This is a genomic window from Spongiimicrobium salis (assembly GCF_043678055.1).
Classification (GTDB): Bacteria; Bacteroidota; Bacteroidia; order Flavobacteriales; family Flavobacteriaceae; genus Spongiimicrobium; species Spongiimicrobium salis.
Genome location: NZ_JBHEQA010000001.1, coordinates 770,509 through 787,181 on the forward strand (window position 1 = coordinate 770,509; position 16,673 = coordinate 787,181).

Genomic DNA, 16,673 nt, shown 5'->3' on the forward strand with positions numbered 1-16,673 from the left:
TTTTTAAACAACCCCTTATTGAGCAGGAGTCATCGTCTCTTTAAATGTCTTCTGCTTAGCCATCCAAGCTTGGTATTCCTCTTCTGTTTCTACAATAATCTTCATCTGCATGTTGTAGTGTGATTTTCCACAAATCTTATTACAAAGTAGGATATAGTCAAACTCCCAAGGGTCCAATAATTCTTTTGTAGGCTCTCCATTGGCCTGTAGGATAGCATTTTCAGCACGAATTTTCTCGTTCTTCTCCGCTCTCAGTTTATTCGTACGCTTTACTTTATCTACCACTTCAGGATTCTGTCTCATTTCTTCCGTGGTATATTTTGGAGTAAAAGAGAATTGCGTTATCATACCGGGCACACAGTTCATCTGGGCTCTAAAGTGAGGCATATAAGCTGAATGCAATACATCTTGCGAACGCATTTCAAAATTCACCTTTCTACCTACCGGCAAATGCAATTCTTTCACAATAACATCATCTGCAGCATTGGGGTCTGCAATATCCAAACCAAGCACATTGGCGTTGGCAATATCAATCATTCTAACATTGGCTTTTCCCAAGGTGTTGTCATCTGCTCCTCCATATCTGGCGGTCCAATTAAATTGCTGTGCGTATAATTCAATATGTAAGGGATCATCCTCTTCATTGATATCCATAATATTAGTCCAAGTGTACAAGCCCCATAAAATTAGGCCCGCCAAAACAATTACAGGGATAATGGTCCATACTGCTTCCAACATATTATTATCTGCAAAGAAAAGGGCCTTTTTACCTTCAACTCCGCGATACTTATAACTGAAATAGTGCAATAAGGCCTGCGTAATCGTCTGTACAAAAAAGATAATCACAAAAGATACCAGCATTAAATAATCGTAATCCCCACCATGTTCCGAAGCCGCCTCTGGCAATAGGAATTTTGTGTATTTCCAAAAACTAAATATGGTAATTCCATAAATAAAGATGAGAAAGGCAAACATGAGATACCCATTATTTTTGTTATCGGTATCGTTTGCTATTTCAGAATTTGCTGTCCTAACTTGTGACAATTCAAATATCTTGGTCATTTGCCAAATTGCAATTGCCACTAAGACTAAAACGGTTATCGTTAATAATGCAGTCATTGTATGATCTATATTATACTTTAAAAACTAACTAGTAATGAAAATGTCTACTTTCTTCAATAAACGGATTGCGTTTGGGCTGAATCGGCGCACTTGCCAATGCTCTAAACACCCAGAAAATAAACAATCCGGCGAAGAATAATATTGCACTGATCTCCGGAATACCAATGAACCATTGATCTCCAACCGTAGCAGGCATAATCATATTATAAATATCTAAATAATGTCCCGATAAAATGACAATACCCGTCATTACCACGAACCAATTCATTCGTTTAAAATCACTGTTCATCAACAAGAGTACAGGGAACAAGAAATTCATGGCCACCATGCCAAAGAAAGGCAATTGGTAATCGTTGAATCTGGTCACAAAGTAAGTTGCTTCTTCGGGAATACCTGCATACCATATCAACATAAACTGAGAAAACCACAAATAGGTCCAGAAAATACTGATTCCGAACATAAACTTGGCCAAATCGTGAATATGGCTATTATTTACTTCTTCCAAATATCCTTTGGACTTCAAATAAATGGTCACCATAGCAATCACCGTGATTCCAGATACAAACATACTGGCAAAAACATACCATCCAAATAAGGTACTGTACCAGTGTGGATCTACACTCATGATCCAATCCCATGACATTATAGATTCCGTATATAAATAGAATACCAAGAAAGCCGCAGAGATTCTAAAGTTCTTCTTGAAATTGGAATTGTCATTGGCATTATCCTGAGCCAAAGAAAACTTGCGGGAATACTCGCGATAGGCAATCCATCCACCTAAGAAGATAGCAGCCCTTAAGAGGAAAAACCACCCTTTAAGGTATCCAGATTTTCCTTGAAGCAATTCGTCGTGGGCAACCACATCTGGATCCATCCAAACAAATAAGTGATTCATATGGGCTACTGACATTGCCAACAATGCAAATACGATAATACCCCCCGGCACCATATAGGAGGTTATTCCTTCCATTACTCTAAATAATAGAGGCGACCATCCTGCCTGAGCTGCCCTTTGAATGGCATAAAAAGCTAAAACGCCCAGCGCTATCATCATAAAGAAAAAAGCGGCTACATAGGTCGCGGCCCATGGCTTGTTCTGCAACTGATGCATCACGTGTTCCGCATGTTCATCTCCATGATCTTCCCCAGCAGCTTCGGATGCACCATGCCCATCTGCTTTCGTCTCATGTGCCGCAGCTTCCCCATGAGAAGCTTCTTCTCCATGTCCGTCACCATGGCTCGCCACCATTTTCATGGCTTCTTCAGGTGTTCCTGGAGTGGAAAGAAATCCACTTGCCATTCCTAAAACTCCGACGGCCATCAGAATAAATGAAGCTATTTTTAGTCTATTTGAAAAAGTGTACATACTTCTAGCTCTATGTATTATTTTGTTAAATCTTGTTTCAATTTCATAACGTACTCTGCCACTTGCCAACGCTCCTCAATATTCAATTGATTGGCATAGGAACCCATAGAGTTCAAACCATAATAAATGGTATGATAGGTACTTCCAACAGTTACATTTCTAGCCACATCATCATAGCTGGGAACTCCTACGAACTTCTCTCTCTTTGCCAAATATCCTTGTCCATCTCCCTTATTGCCATGGCATATGGCACAATAAATATTATATAACTCTGCCCCTGTCGCTAAATTCTCTTCCCTATTTAGAGAATCTAAAGGACTTGGTTGTAAACGTGCCAACTCTTTTCCTTCAGGGCCATTATCAAATTCATAAGGCATCCATCCCCGTGGAATGGTATTTTCGACAGGTTCCATAGCCTCCATTTCCTTTTTAAGAAAATCTACCTTTTGATAGGTCTCATAGCCTACGGGCTCATACATATTAGGCATGTACTGGTAGTTTGGGGCATTTGTATCTGCACAGCAAGCCAATGCGAGCACCAATCCCAATACCACTATTATCTTTTTAAAACTATTCATAATTATATGACTACTTTTCTGAAACATTTATCTCTACTGCTCCGGTATCTACCAATAAATCCCTTAACTCATTCTCGTTATCATGAATTTCAATTTCCATAAGGAAAAGATCATCCGTTGTACGTACATCAGGATTTTCAGCTTCTTTGAATGGCCATAACTTACTTCTCATATAAAAAGTAATTACCATAAGGTGAGCCGCAAAGAAAACGGTTAACTCAAACATGATCGGCACAAAAGCCGGCATGTTCTGCAAATAACTAAAACTAGGCTTTCCCCCGATGTTTTGAGGCCAATCATTAATCATGATAAAATTCATCATCACGATGGCTACGGTAAGTCCAACACATCCATACATAAATGATGTGATAGCAATACGTGTGGGTGCCAATCCCATGGCCTTGTCCAATCCGTGCACCGGAAAAGGACAATATACTTCTTCAATATGATGTTTTTCTGCCTTCACCTTCTTAACGGCATGCATCAACACATCGTCGTCGTCGTATAATGCTTGTATAACTTTAGATGCCATAGTTACTGTTTATTATTTAAATCTTTTGCCTGTCCTGCCCAATCATCACGTTGCGCCCTTCCCGGGAAAGACCCTGTAATGGAATCCAATAAATCATATTCCTTTTCGGTCATCAGACTTACTTGTGCAAAACTAAATATTCCTATTTGGTTCAATGTTTTTTCCATTTGAGGTCCAATACCTTTCACCTTTTTCAAATCATCCGGTGTTTGGGTATTGGCATCAAAAGTTCCTATGCTCCCCAGAAGGTCTGCTACTTTCTCCGGAGCAGCCTCCAATGCAGCTGGTTCCTCCTTTACCGTAGTAGCATTCATTTTCTTCACCTCATATAATGGCTTTCCAGCATCCCTTAATTTTTTGTAACGTTCTCCGGAAGATTTCAATATTGATTTTACCTCTGCCTGTGCGATTACCGGGAACGTTCTAGAGTACAATAAGAACAGTACAAAGAAGAATCCTATGGTTCCTATAAATATTCCTATATCCACAAAAGTTGGGGAGAACATTGTCCAAGAAGATGGCAAATAATCCCTGTGCAAAGAAGTCACAATAATTACAAAACGCTCAAACCACATTCCTATGTTCACTACAATAGAAATAAAGAAGGAGAACATAATGCTCGTTCGCAACTTTTTGGACCACATAAACTGAGGAGAGAATACGTTACAAGTCATCATAGCCCAGTATGCCCAAGCGTAAGGTCCTGTCGCCCTGTTCAAGAAAGCGTATTGTTCGTATTCCACACCTGAGTACCATGCCATGAAGAGCTCCGTAATATAGGCACAACCTACGATGGAACCTGTAATCATGATTACGATATTCATCAATTCTATATGCTGCACCGTAATATATGCCTCTAGATGACATACTTTACGCATGATGATCAATAAAGTGTTCACCATGGCAAATCCAGAGAAAATCGCTCCCGCAACAAAGTAGGGAGGGAAAATGGTGGTATGCCATCCCGGAATTACCGAAGTAGCAAAGTCAAAGGATACAATAGTGTGTACCGAGAGTACCAGTGGTGTTGCCAAACCGGCCAAAACCAAGGAAACCTCCTCAAAACGTTGCCAATCTTTGGCGCGTCCGCTCCATCCAAAACTCAACAAACTATATATTTTCTTTTGGAAAGGACGTACAGCCCTATCGCGAATCATGGCAAAATCTGGTAAAAGTCCTGTCCACCAGAATACCAAGGACACCGATAAATAAGTCGATATTGCAAATACATCCCAAAGTAGCGGTGAATTAAAGTTTACCCATAAAGATCCAAATTGGTTTGGAATAGGCAATACCCAATAGGCCAACCAAGGACGTCCCATATGAATAATTGGGAAAAGCCCCGCCTGTATTACCGAAAAGATGGTCATAGCCTCCGCAGAACGGTTGATTGCCATTCTCCATTTTTGTCTGAACAACAATAGTACAGCAGAAATCAAAGTTCCTGCGTGACCAATACCTACCCACCATACAAAGTTGGTAATATCCCAGGCCCATCCAACTGTTTTGTTCAATCCCCAGGTACCGATACCCGTTGAAACCGTATAAATGATACAACCAATACCCCAAAGGAATGCTGCTAAAGCAATGGAAAATACTATCCACCAGTGTTTATTGGCCTCCCCTTCTACAGGAGCTGCAATATCCACTGTGACATCGTGGTAACCTTTGTCTCCGACAACTAAGGGTTTTCTTATAGGTGCTTCGTAATGCGACGCCATAAATCTCTATTATAGTTACGTTACTTAATTTATTATGCTTCGTTTGTATTTCTCACTTTAACATGATAGAATACATTGGGACGTGTCCCTATATGCTCCAACAAGTGATACATACGATCGCTTTCCTTAAGGTCAGCAACCTTACTTTCTTTATCATTGATATCACCAAAGACCATAGCTCCACTACTACAAGCCGCAGAACATGCCGTCTGGAACTCACCATCTTTCACCATGCGTCCTTCACGCTTGGCATCCAGAATGGTCTTTTGTGTCATTTGCATACACATAGAACATTTCTCCATGACCCCTCTGGAACGAACGGTAACATCTGGATTAATGACCATTTTCCCAAGGTCATTGTTCATGTGATAATCAAACTCATCATTATTATTATACAAGAACCAATTGAAACGTCTTACTTTATAAGGACAGTTGTTGGCACAGTAACGTGTTCCCACACATCTGTTATACGCCATATGGTTTTGGCCCTGACGCCCATGTGATGTTGCTGCAACCGGACATACTGTTTCACAAGGCGCATGGTTACAATGCTGACACATTACAGGTTGAAAAGCGACCTGCGGATTGGCATTTGCTTCTTCCAATTCCCCGAAACCACCCAAAGAACCTTTATCTCCAGATAATCCGTCAAACTCATCTTTTTTGATATTATCCCCTTCAAAGTTATCTTCAGAAGAATAATACCTATCAATACGCAACCAGTGCATATCTCTTGACTTACGTACCTCTTCTTTTCCTACTACCGGCACATTGTTTTCTGCATGACAAGCAATGACACAAGCACCACAACCGGTACATGCATTTAAATCTATCGATAAATTAAAGTGATGTCCTATGGAACGATCAAAACTCTCCCAAAGGTCTACGGAAGTCGCAGGGACTTCGTTATGATCCAAAGATACTTGAGGAACATGATTCCATTCCGCCGCATCTTTCGTATTAAATATCTCTAATGTAGTTTCTTTGATAATGTCTCCCCTACCCATTAAGGTATTGTGCAACTGCACACAGGCAAACTCATGATTTCCGGAAGCCTTGGCAACCGTTACGGATTGCGTATTGGAAAATCCTTTATATAGGGAATAGGCATTTACTCCGGTTTGCATTTCTTCCTGCATCCCTACCTTTTTTCCGTACCCCAAAGAAAGTCCAACTGTTCCTTTTGCTTGTCCAGGTTGTATGATTACTGGCACGGTCACAGGTTCAGCCCCCTCAACAGTCAACGTAGCGTAACTTCCATCCAAACCACCATTGGCCACATTCTCATTGACCAAACCAAGTGTCGTAGCATCGGCTTTGGACACCGTTACATAATTATCCCATGAAACTCTTGTAATGGGATCAGGGAATTCTTGCAACCAAGGATTGTTTGCTTGTTGACCATCACCCATTCCAACTTTGGAATACAGTATCAAATCCATTCCATTTGCACTGGCATTTGCCAAATTCCTAACCGCAGCAACAATATTATTGCTATTCGGAGCCTCCATGACCTCTTCTGCAGTATCCACAATTTCATCCACCATTACAGGTTCTGCAGAAACCGCATAAGCTCCATCGTGAAGTGCCTTGTTCCAGTCATTTCCAACTAAAATCTGAGCTTCCCATGTCTCACGGATGTACTCATAATAATTTTTATCACTGTCCATCCATCCCAATAAAGAGGATTGGAATTGTCTGGTATCAAAAATCTCTTTTATAGTAGGCTGCATTAAACTATAATGCCCCCTTTTCATTTCTACATCTCCCCAAGACTCCAAATAATGAGGTGCAGCGGCAGCATAGGTGGTAGCCACTGTAGTTTCATTAGGATTTTGGGAGAAAGTCACAGAAATGTCAACATTTTTTAGCCCTTCTTCGAAATCAGAAGCGTTGGGCAAAGAGTACATTGGATTTACACCGTCGATCAACAATGCTCCAATCTGACCTCTTTTCATATCCGCAATAAGCGCTTCTACAGCCTTTGCATTTCCCTGTCTTGTATATTTTGGTGCTTTGGGATCAAAAGCTTGGCTTCCCAACATCGCATTGATGGCCAAAACCACTTGTTGTGCATCCACATCATCAATACCAGTTACCACGACAGCCTTATCTCCGGCTTTTTTGATCTCAGCAACAGCACTATCCACAGCAGCTTCAACTTCTGCGGACAACGTACCGCCAACGTTGGTCCCATTTAATTTTCCATACAACTTGGCCAAAGCTATCTTTTGCTCGGCAACGGTTAGCGGGATACGCTTATCCGCATTTGCACCCGTTAAGGACATAATCCCCTCGAACTGCACATGTCTGGACATTTTACCATGTTGGGGCACACGCCCTTTGGCATATCCGCTATCATAACCCCCTCCTTGCCAATCGGACAAGAAGTCGGCCCCGAAAGCAACAATAACTTCCGCTTTTTCAAAATCATAATCCGCCAAAGCACGCTCACCATAAGCTGCTTCAAAGGCATTCAAAGCCGCTTCTTCAGCAATCGCGTCATAGGTTACATGATTTACATTCCCATACGCTTCTTTAAATTCAGCGATCAAACGTGTGGTAGATGGACTGGCATAGGTCTGCGTCAACAAAGCGATTTGTTTTCCAGAATTCCTTAAAGCATTCAATTGTCCTTTTACCGTAGCATCCAAAGCCTCCCAAGTTACATCAGCATCCCCTGCTTTTGGTCCTTGAAGTCTATTTTTATCATACAAAGTCAATACTGAAGCCTGAACACGCGCATTGGCACTTCCGTTCACTTTTGCATCCGTATTGTTCTCTACTTTAATAGGTCTTCCTTCGCGTGTCTTTATCAAGATACTTGCAAAATCAAAACCGTTCGCTATGGTAGTAGCATAATAATTAGCAACACCTGGAATAATTTGTTCCGGCTGCACCACATAGGGGATGGACCTTACCACAGGCCCTTCACAAGCCGCCAAAGAAGCAGCAGCCGTACTAAATCCTACATACTTTAAAAAGTCCCTTCTATTGGTACCCGAAGAAGACAAGGTTTTCTTATCTCCCAAAAACTCATCAACAGGAATTTCTTGAACAAATTCGTTCTGTCTTAGCGTCTCAACAATGGAATCGTTAGGATTTAACTCCGCCTCGTTCTTCCAATATTTTTTGTTTGATGCCATACGATTATCTCTGTAATTAGCTACTTAAAATTAAATTAATAGTGGCATTTACCACATTCCAATCCACCCATTTGAGCTGCCGTAAGCTTATCTACACCATACTTTTTGGAAAGTTCTTCATGAATTTTGGCGTAGTACTCATTTCCTTCAACATTCACATCGGTTTCACGGTGACAATTGATACACCACCCCATGGTCAAAGGAGAGAATTGATACATTATTTCCATTTCCTCTACAGGTCCGTGGCAAGTTTGACACTCTACACCTGCTACAGAAACGTGCTGGGAGTGGTTGAAGTACGCAAAATCGGGCAAATTATGTATACGCACCCATTCTACAGGTTCAGATTCCCCTGTATACTTTTGATTCTCTTCATCCCAACCAACAGCTTTATATAATTTCTTAATTTCCTTGGTATAAAATTCATTGGTATACCCATTTGCCAAATCTTCCTTACTTGGCCCTTCCGGATTACCAGAATACTCATTGATATTTTTATGACAGTTCATACACACATTCAAAGAAGGGATTCCAGAATGCTTGGACACCCTCGCTGAGGAGTGACAATACTTACATTCAATTTTATTGTCCCCTGCATGTATTTTATGTGAGTAATGAATAGGCTGTATTGGGGCATAACCCTGATCAACACCTACCTGCATGAAGTAACCGTACACAAAGTACGCGCTTCCCAACAACAAGAAAATTACGGTGACGATCATCAAGAACTGGTTCTGCACAAAAGCTTTCCATATCGGCAATCTTTTTTCTTTCTCCTCTTGCAATTGCACCCCATTGGCCACTGCAATTCGCTTTAAGGTCTTGTTCACCAACACCAACATGATGACCAACAAACCAAAAACCAAAGCCAAAGCACCCAAAATAAGCTCATTGGATATTCCAGAAGTTTGAGCAGCAGGAACATAGCCACCTCCATCTGGAGTCGTTGGCTCAGGAACAAAAGCCGTATAAGCCAAAATATTATCGATATCCGCATTGGTCAATGTTGGGAATGCCGTCATTGCCGTTTGGTTATACTCATTATAAATTTTGTTGGCATAGGCATCTCCAGAAGCAATAACCCCTGCACTGTTCTTTACCCAAGCATAAATCCATTCCCTGTCCAAACCTTCATCTGCCAAACGCGCTTCAACATTTGCCAAAGCGGGTCCTGTTGACTTCCCATTTAATTTATGGCAAGCGGCACAATTTTGATTAAAAATAGATTTCCCTTTTACATGATCACCTCCGGCAGCGGCGTCCGCGGCTGGCTCTTGTGCAAAAAGAGAAGTGGAAAGAAGTAGAAAAGCTATGAAGCTGATACCTAAAATTTTAGAAATTCGATTGCGGTATATAACCTTTTTCATATTAAAAATATTTCTATCGAAATTTTGGCACGATAATTTCGTTATAAGAATAGTTCTTGGTTTATCGTCGGCTCAAATCGAGCACAAAAATACGACATAGACTTTATTTGGGAAATGTTAAGTTATTTATAATTTACAATTTATAATTATTCTAAATAACTGGCAATTCTTTTGTTTACGTATTAAAAATTTACTTTTGTATAAGCTATTAATTTTCACTTCACTAAACACAATGAAAATCGTTTTAACCACTTTATTTGCTCTCATTTTCACTGCTTTGAGCCATGCCCAAGAAGGCGAGGTAAACATTCAGCAGGATGAAAAAATAGCAGAACTACTCAAAATTTATAAATCCGCCAATCAAAGCGCAACGTACTACAGAATTCAAGTAGGTTTTGGATCATATGGCAATGCAAAAAATATCCAAAATCAAGTGAATATTGATTTTCCAAATTTGAGTTCCAGTATTGATTTTGACACGCCTAATTATAAGGTGCGGATTGGAAGATTTAAAACTAAATTGGAAGTAGAACGAAAACTCGTTGAAGTTCGAAAAAAATACCCTCAGGCCTTTTTTGTTGTTCAAGGCAAATCCAAATAACAAACTTGAAACCGAAAAGAACTTTTAGGGTTTTCAGAAATCGGACCGAAAATCATATCCCATAAAAAAAGCCACGATATCGTGGCTTTTTTATTTCCTCATCTGAAGATGGGCATTATTTCAATTTTTTCTTAACCGCTACTTCCTGGAAGGCTTCCACGATATCCAATTCCTTAATATCGTTATAATTCTTTATCTGAAGTCCACAATCATAACCTTTGGACACTTCTTTCACATCATCCTTAAATCGTTTCAATGAAGATAGGGCTCCTGTAAATATCACCACACCATCACGAATCAATCGGATATTGGAATTTCTAAAGATTTTACCATTGGTCACCATACAACCTGCGATAGTTCCCACTTTGGAAATCTTAAAGGTCTCACGTATCTCCGCAGTTCCCGTAATTTCTTCCTTCATCTCCGGAGAAAGCATTCCTTCCATCGCATCTTTAAGATCATTGATCGCATCGTAGATGATGGAATACATTCTAATATCGATTTCTTCCTTATCCGCTATGGCACGGGCATTCCCCATTGGCCTAACGTTAAATCCAATAATAATTGCCTCTGATGCAGACGCCAATAATACGTCGGACTCCGTAATGGCCCCAACCGCCTTATGAATAATATTCACTTGAATTTCATCCGTAGACAATTTCTGGAAAGAATCGGTCAAAGCTTCCACAGAACCATCAACATCCCCTTTCAAGATAATGTTCAATTCCTTGAAGTCGCCCAAAGCAATTCGTCTTCCAATCTCATCCAAGGTAATATGGCGCTGCGTTCTAACCGATTGCTCACGCATTAACTGGCCTCTCTTGGCAGCGATTTGCTTGGCTTCACGCTCATCTTCCAGAACATTGAATTTATCTCCTGCCTGCGGCGCTCCATCCAATCCTAAAATGGATATTGGTGTGGAAGGCCCAACTTCTTTAACGTTGTTCCCTCGCTCATCCTGCATGGCCTTGATTTTTCCACTACAGGTTCCTGCCAAAACATAATCTCCAATTCTAAGGGTTCCGGCTTGCACCAAAATGGTAGAGACATACCCTCTTCCTTTGTCCAAGAAAGCTTCCACTACGGTTCCAGAACCAAGTTTATCCGGGTTCGCCTGTAACTCCAAGAGTTCAGCCTCCAAAAGCACTTTTTCCAACAATTCTTTAATGCCTTGACCTGTCTTAGCAGAAATATCATGGGATTGTATCTTACCTCCCCAATCTTCGACCAATAAATTCATATTGGCCAAACCTTCTTTAATCTTATCTGGATTTGCCGTAGGCCTATCTACTTTGTTGATTGCAAAAACAATGGGTACGCCAGCCGCTTGTGCATGGCTTATTGCCTCCTTTGTCTGTGGCATGATATCATCATCCGCTGCCACAACAATAATGGCAATATCCGTTACTTGCGCACCACGTGCACGCATCGCGGTAAAGGCCTCGTGACCAGGAGTATCTAAAAAGGCAATACGTTGTCCATTGTCCAAAGTAACCCCATATGCTCCAATATGCTGGGTAATTCCACCACTTTCACCCGCAATTACATTTTCTTTACGGATATAATCCAAAAGCGATGTTTTACCGTGATCTACGTGTCCCATTACTGTCACGATAGGCGCTCTAGGCCTTAAATCTTCAGGCGCATCGACTTCCTCCACTATGGATTCTTCGATATCCGCAGTTACAAATTCTACCTTATAGCCAAATTCGTCGGCTACAATGGATAAGGTTTCCGCATCGAGGCGCTGGTTCATGGTCACCATGATTCCCAAAGACATACATGCTGAAATAATTTGGGTCGTAGGAACATCCATCATGGTCGCCACTTCACTGGCCGTAACAAATTCTGTTACTTTCAGGATTTTACTTTCCAATTCCTGCTTTTCAAGATCTTTTTCTGTCTGTTGACGGTGTTGATCTCTTTTATCCCTTCTATACTTCGCTCCTTTTCCTTTCTTGGATTTCCCTTGAAGTTTCTCCAAGGTTTCCCTCACCTGCTTTTGTACTTCTTCTTCTGTAGGCTCAACTTTGGCCACTGGCGTAAAACGCTGTCCCTTCTTAGCAGGACCTCTATTCCCCCTATTACCAGGACCCCCTGTTCGCGCTCCTGCGTTATTTCCGGTATTGCTGACAATTCTCTTTCTTCGCTTTCGCTTATCCGCGCCTTCATTTGCCTTAGCAGGCTCCTTCTTTTTCTTGGGTCGCTCAAATTTACTCAGGTCTATTTTAGCTCCTGTTATTTTTGGACCACTAAGTTTTTGATACTGTGTGGCAATCGCACCAGATTCGGCCGGTTTATCCTCTGTCTTGGGCTTTTCCGTATCCGTTGCTTTTTCTGCAGTTTTTTCCTCTTTTGGAGCATCAACCTTAGCTTCAACACTTTCAGAAACTTCTTTTTTCGGCGCTTCAACTTCCACCTTCACGGGAGCTGCCTCCTTCTCTTCCTTCGGTTCAACGGGAGAAACAACTTCTTTTTTAATTTCTTCGGTGACTGGTGGTGCTGTTTTCTCTTCGGTCTTCTCCTCAATATTGGACTCAACCTTCTTATTACCCCCATCCAGGTCAATTTTCCCTACAGTCTTAGGACCGCTAAGCTCTGCCTTTGCCTTTACAACCTGATCGGACGCAGCTCTACGTTCCCGGGCCAACCTGCGCTCTTCTTGTTCTTGCTCTAGGCGAATCCTTATGGCTTCCTTCTCCTTCCGTTTCTCTTCTCCTACTTCTTGGGACGCAACTTTTTTGCTCATATCCGTCTGGAACTCATCCAAGAGCACCTGATACACCTCATTGGATATTTTTGTAGTCGGCCTTGCTTCCACTTCGTGTCCCTTGGACCCTAGGAAGTCTACCGCCCTATCCAGTGAAATATTAAGTTCCCGGAGAACTTTATTAAGCCTTATCATTGCATTGTCTGCCATAAATAATTTATTCCTGTCCTATAAATTTGCTGCTAATATATAGCTTAATCTTCAAATTCCTCTTTAAGTACGCGTACAACTTCTAAAATTGTCTCTTCCTCTAAATCCGTACGCTTTACCAAATCATTAACATCTTGCTCTAAGACACTTCTTGCAGTATCCAGACCAATTTTCTTCAACTCCTCGATTACCCAAGCTTCTATTTCGTCAGAAAACTCGGTAAGTTCTACATCTTCTTCAACACCTTCCCTAAATACATCTATTTCATATCCAGTAAGTTGCCCTGCCAATCGTATATTATGACCGCTTCTACCGATTGCCTTGGACACTTCTTCGGGTCTCAGGTAAACCTGGGCCGTCATTTTCTCATCGTTCAATTTTACCGAGGAAACCCTTGCCGGACTCAATGCCCGTGTTACCAACAACTGTGGATTATTGGTCCAGTTGATCACATCTATATTTTCATTGCCCAATTCCCTAACTATCCCATGGATACGGGAGCCTTTCATCCCCACACAGGCCCCTACAGGGTCAATTCTATCATCATAGGAATCTACAGCTACTTTTGCTTTCTCTCCCGGAATACGGACCGCCTTCTTAATGGTGATTAACCCATCAAAAACTTCGGGTATTTCCTGAAAAAACAATTGTTCCAAGAAGATAGGAGAGCTTCTTGACATGATGATCATGGGTTTATTCCCTTTCAATTCCACGCTCTCAATAATTCCACGTACATTATCTCCTTTTCTAAAGAAATCCGATGGGATTTGCTTGTCTTTAGGAAGGATGATCTCATTGCCTTCATCATCCAACAAAATAATTGCTTTGTGGCGTATGTGATGTACTTCAGCGGTATAAATCTCCCCTTCTAAATCCTTGAACTGCTTGTAGATCGTAGTATTATCATGTTCGTGAATTTTAGAAATCAGATTTTGACGTAATGCCAAAATAGCTCTTCTTCCCAAATCAATCAATTTCACTTCTTCAGAAACATCCTCGCCAACTTCAAAATCGGGCTCAATTTTCTGTGCTTCCGTAAGGGATATTTCTTCATTGGGATCCATGACATCTTCATCCTCAACAACAATACGGTTTCTCCATATTTCCAAATCCCCTTTATCCGGGTTAATGATAATATCAAAGTTGTCATCGGAACCAAATTTCTTCTTCAATGCGTTTCTAAAGACATCCTCCAAAATCGCCATTAACGTTACCCTGTCTATAAATTTATCATCCTTAAACTCGGAGAAAGATTCGATCAGCGCAATATTTTCCATCTTGATCTACATTTAAAATTTTAATATAACTTTTGCTTGTTCTATCTCAGAAATTGCAATTTCTTGTTTTTTCTGAACGGTTATTTTCCCTTTACCTATAGGTTTAGGCTCTCTCGCCTTCCACTCCAAGGTAATGCTGGTCTCAGTGGCAGCCGTCAACTGCCCTTCTATATTTTCATCTTGTGTTCTCACTTCCAATTTTCTACCGATATTCTTTCGATATTGCCTAGGCATTACAATTGGGGCCGTTGCTCCGGCCGAAGCAACTTCCAAGGAAAAATCTTCTTCTTCACGATCTAAATTGTGCTCAATGGCTCTACTCACATCCATACAATCGCGTAATGTAACTCCATGATCCCCATCCAAAATAACGTTGATTTTATTATCGGCACCAACCGTAAAATCAATCAAAAAAATGGACTCCTTCTCTTTCAATGCACTTTCCAAAAGTGCTGCTACTTTCTCCTTGAACATAAATTTAAGTAATAAAAGAGGGGACAAATTGTCCCCTCATGAATACTTGATATCCTTTCAGCAGTGCAAATATACAACTTTTTATGACTCCAACAAGGTAGAATCTCTTGACTCCTAGCATTTATACCATTCCCTAACGAAAAACATCCTTAAATAGAAAAAATTACAAGATTACCCTTATTTTAGTCTTTGCCAAACACAAATGCTAACCCATGGACATACTCTCTCCATACGATTTTATTATTATTGCCTCCCTCATTATTATTGTTTCTTTTTTATTCAATGGCATTGCCAAAAAGACCAATATTCCCTCGGTACTGTTACTTATTGTTTTGGGCATACTTTTAAAATTTGGACTCAGCTTTATTAGCGACGATACTCCCAATCTGGATAGTAGCTTGGAATTTCTTGGCATTGTAGGCTTGATCATGATTGTTTTGGAAGCCGCTCTGGAATTGAAACTGGAACGGGATAAATTGATTCCTATTCTTAAATCCATGGCCATTGCCCTCATAGGTTTAATTGCTTCTGCTTGGGTTGCCGCCCTCATTTTGCACTATTTTATCCCCGGGATGTCCATGCAATCGGCCTGGCTGTACGCCACGCCACTCTCCATATTATCGAGTGCCATAATCATTCCGAGCGTGGGCGGACTAGCGCAGAAGAAAAAGGAATTTCATGTTTATGAAAGTACTTTTTCCGATATTTTTGGTATCATGATGTTCTATTTTTTGATAGGACAATTAAATCCTGCCGAAGACCATGGCATCGGAGGCTTCTCTTTGAATATTGTATTGACTATTATTGTTTCCTTAGTAGCTAGCTATCTAATCATTCTGGTATTCCAGAAAATAAAAAGTCAAGTAAAACTATTCTTATTGATCGCGGTACTGCTACTCCTGTACGCCCTAGGAAAAAAGATGCATTTATCTTCCCTTATCATCATTCTTATTTTCGGTTTGGTGATTGCAAACATGAAATTGTTTTTTGCTGGAAGACTCTCTCAGTATTTGGAAAACGAAAAGATCAACCAAATCTATCATGAACTACATATTATTACCTTGGAAACCGCTTTTGTGGTCCGCACTTTTTTCTTTGTTATTTTTGGAATGACCATTGTCATATCTTCCTTATGGAGCCTTAATGTGGCCTTGATCAGTGTATTGACCATGCTCTCTATTTACGCCATACGATTTGTGATTTTACGCACTTTTATTGGCTCGGATATTCTTCCACAATTGTTCATCGCGCCTCGCGGTTTAATTACGGTACTTTTATTTTATGCCATTCCCAAGGAGGTACAGTCCGAAGCTTTTGAACCGGGAATTTTACTTTTTGTCATTATTGGCACCAGTTTGATCATGACAGCGGCGATGATCAGAGACAAACGATTACATATAAAAAAGGCCAAAATTGAAGCCATCCCTCTGGAAATCACCAATGAAAGCAGTATTGAAGAAGAAATCACCTCTGAAATCAGAATAGATGACAGCCTAGACGAGACAACAGATGACATCGGTAATGAGGAAGAACCTCCCACACCTTTGGAATAAGGATAGACTATTT

12 protein-coding genes are annotated in these 16,673 nt (G+C 40.8%); 2 read left to right on the top strand and 10 right to left on the bottom strand.

Annotation, left to right across the window (positions count from 1 at the left end; translation table 11 throughout):
* Positions 1-15: 15 nt before the first annotated feature.
* Genes ACEXOE_RS03505 through ACEXOE_RS03535 form a run of 7 tightly spaced genes read right to left on the bottom strand, consistent with a single transcriptional unit; the run spans position 16 to position 9,835 of the window.
* Positions 16-1,119 (bottom strand): cytochrome c oxidase subunit II, encoded by a 1,104-nt coding sequence (locus tag ACEXOE_RS03505; RefSeq protein ID WP_394747340.1) that lies wholly within the window; start codon positions 1,117-1,119, stop codon positions 16-18.
* Between the two features lie 31 nt (positions 1,120-1,150).
* Positions 1,151-2,491, bottom strand: a complete 1,341-nt coding sequence (locus tag ACEXOE_RS03510; protein WP_394747341.1) for a quinol:cytochrome C oxidoreductase — start codon at positions 2,489-2,491, stop codon at positions 1,151-1,153.
* 17 nt (positions 2,492-2,508) lie between these two features.
* Positions 2,509-3,069: a c-type cytochrome gene (locus ACEXOE_RS03515; RefSeq protein ID WP_394747342.1), complete on the bottom strand. Its 561-nt coding sequence runs from the start codon at positions 3,067-3,069 to the stop codon at positions 2,509-2,511.
* 10 nt (positions 3,070-3,079) lie between these two features.
* The gene (locus ACEXOE_RS03520; protein WP_394747343.1) at positions 3,080-3,601 is read right to left on the bottom strand and encodes a DUF3341 domain-containing protein; all 522 of its coding nucleotides are present in this window, start codon (positions 3,599-3,601) and stop codon (positions 3,080-3,082) included.
* A 2-nt stretch (positions 3,602-3,603) separates the two neighbouring features.
* Positions 3,604-5,322, bottom strand: a complete 1,719-nt coding sequence (gene nrfD / locus ACEXOE_RS03525; RefSeq protein WP_394747344.1) for an NrfD/PsrC family molybdoenzyme membrane anchor subunit — start codon at positions 5,320-5,322, stop codon at positions 3,604-3,606.
* Positions 5,323-5,354: 32 nt separating this feature from the next.
* Positions 5,355-8,468: a TAT-variant-translocated molybdopterin oxidoreductase gene (locus ACEXOE_RS03530; protein WP_394747345.1), complete on the bottom strand. Its 3,114-nt coding sequence runs from the start codon at positions 8,466-8,468 to the stop codon at positions 5,355-5,357.
* Positions 8,469-8,503: 35 nt separating this feature from the next.
* Entirely contained in the window at positions 8,504-9,835 is a 1,332-nt protein-coding gene (locus ACEXOE_RS03535; protein ID WP_394747346.1) for a c-type cytochrome, read from the bottom strand.
* 232 nt (positions 9,836-10,067) lie between these two features.
* On the opposite strand from ACEXOE_RS03535, the gene ACEXOE_RS03540 reads away from it, so the two are divergent.
* Positions 10,068-10,436 carry an SPOR domain-containing protein gene (locus ACEXOE_RS03540; protein ID WP_394747347.1) on the top strand — a complete coding sequence of 123 codons (369 nt, stop codon included), beginning with the start codon at positions 10,068-10,070 and terminating at the stop codon, positions 10,434-10,436.
* A 115-nt stretch (positions 10,437-10,551) separates the two neighbouring features.
* Here ACEXOE_RS03540 and infB read toward each other — a convergent pair whose 3' ends face one another.
* Genes infB through rimP form a run of 3 tightly spaced genes read right to left on the bottom strand, consistent with a single transcriptional unit; the run spans position 10,552 to position 15,107 of the window.
* The gene (infB, locus tag ACEXOE_RS03545) at positions 10,552-13,356 is read right to left on the bottom strand and encodes a translation initiation factor IF-2 (RefSeq protein ID WP_394747348.1); all 2,805 of its coding nucleotides are present in this window, start codon (positions 13,354-13,356) and stop codon (positions 10,552-10,554) included.
* Between the two features lie 44 nt (positions 13,357-13,400).
* Entirely contained in the window at positions 13,401-14,633 is a 1,233-nt protein-coding gene (nusA, locus tag ACEXOE_RS03550; RefSeq protein WP_394747349.1) for a transcription termination factor NusA, read from the bottom strand.
* A 12-nt stretch (positions 14,634-14,645) separates the two neighbouring features.
* The gene (gene rimP / locus ACEXOE_RS03555) at positions 14,646-15,107 is read right to left on the bottom strand and encodes a ribosome assembly cofactor RimP (protein ID WP_394747350.1); all 462 of its coding nucleotides are present in this window, start codon (positions 15,105-15,107) and stop codon (positions 14,646-14,648) included.
* A 212-nt stretch (positions 15,108-15,319) separates the two neighbouring features.
* Between rimP and ACEXOE_RS03560 the strand changes: the two genes are divergently transcribed.
* Positions 15,320-16,660, top strand: coding sequence for a cation:proton antiporter domain-containing protein (locus tag ACEXOE_RS03560; protein ID WP_394747351.1), 1,341 nt, complete (start codon positions 15,320-15,322; stop codon positions 16,658-16,660).
* Positions 16,661-16,673: the final 13 nt, after the last annotated feature.